At 44.8% G+C, this 634-nt stretch carries 2 protein-coding genes; one reads left to right on the top strand and one right to left on the bottom strand.

The window, feature by feature from the left end:
• A partial coding sequence (locus tag A3735_RS07640) for a CoA pyrophosphatase (RefSeq protein ID WP_156499508.1) occupies positions 1–249 on the bottom strand: 249 nt, incomplete at its 3' end.
• Positions 250–400: 151 nt separating this feature from the next.
• Here A3735_RS07640 and A3735_RS07645 point away from each other — a divergent pair.
• A partial coding sequence (locus tag A3735_RS07645; RefSeq protein ID WP_197485743.1) for a zinc ribbon domain-containing protein occupies positions 401–634 on the top strand: 234 nt, incomplete at its 3' end.

Here is a 634-nt window from a genome sequence, read left to right on the forward strand (position 1 = left end):
GCCAATCTCTTCATGACACTCTCGAAGTGCAGTATTAACAAGTGTTGTATCTTCCTCATCATACTTCCCCCCCGGAAAGGCTACCTGCCCTTTATGTGTATTCATATGTTGCGCCCGGCGCGTGAAAATAATCTGAGGCTCTGGTTCGCGGGTTAAGGGAACTAGAATACCTGCCTCGGGTAACTCTTCGACAATATTTTTTGGCTGATGCTGCTCGATTCGCGCTCTCAGTAAATTAATTATTTGCATTGGGGATTAGAGGTTCCAAAACTTAAGTGGCGAATAAGGAGCTCGTTGACAGATCTAGTAAAAAAGCTCACTCAGATAAAGATCTCAAGTTGTTTACTAAGCCAAACTTTAGCATACTGCCCCCTCAATAAAAATCACTGGTGAGAAACCTATGAAATTCTGCAGTCATTGTGGCGACGATGTTGAGAAAAAGATTCCTGAAGATGATAACCGACAGCGTTACGTCTGCTTAGGCTGTGAACATATCCATTACCAGAACCCGAATATTGTTGCCGGCACCATTCCCACTTGGGGCGATAAGGTATTATTATGCAAGCGCGCCATCGAACCCCGTTTAGGCTATTGGACTCTGCCAGCGGGTTTTATGGAAAACCAGGAAACGACA

The organism is Oleiphilus sp. HI0061 (assembly GCF_001635675.1).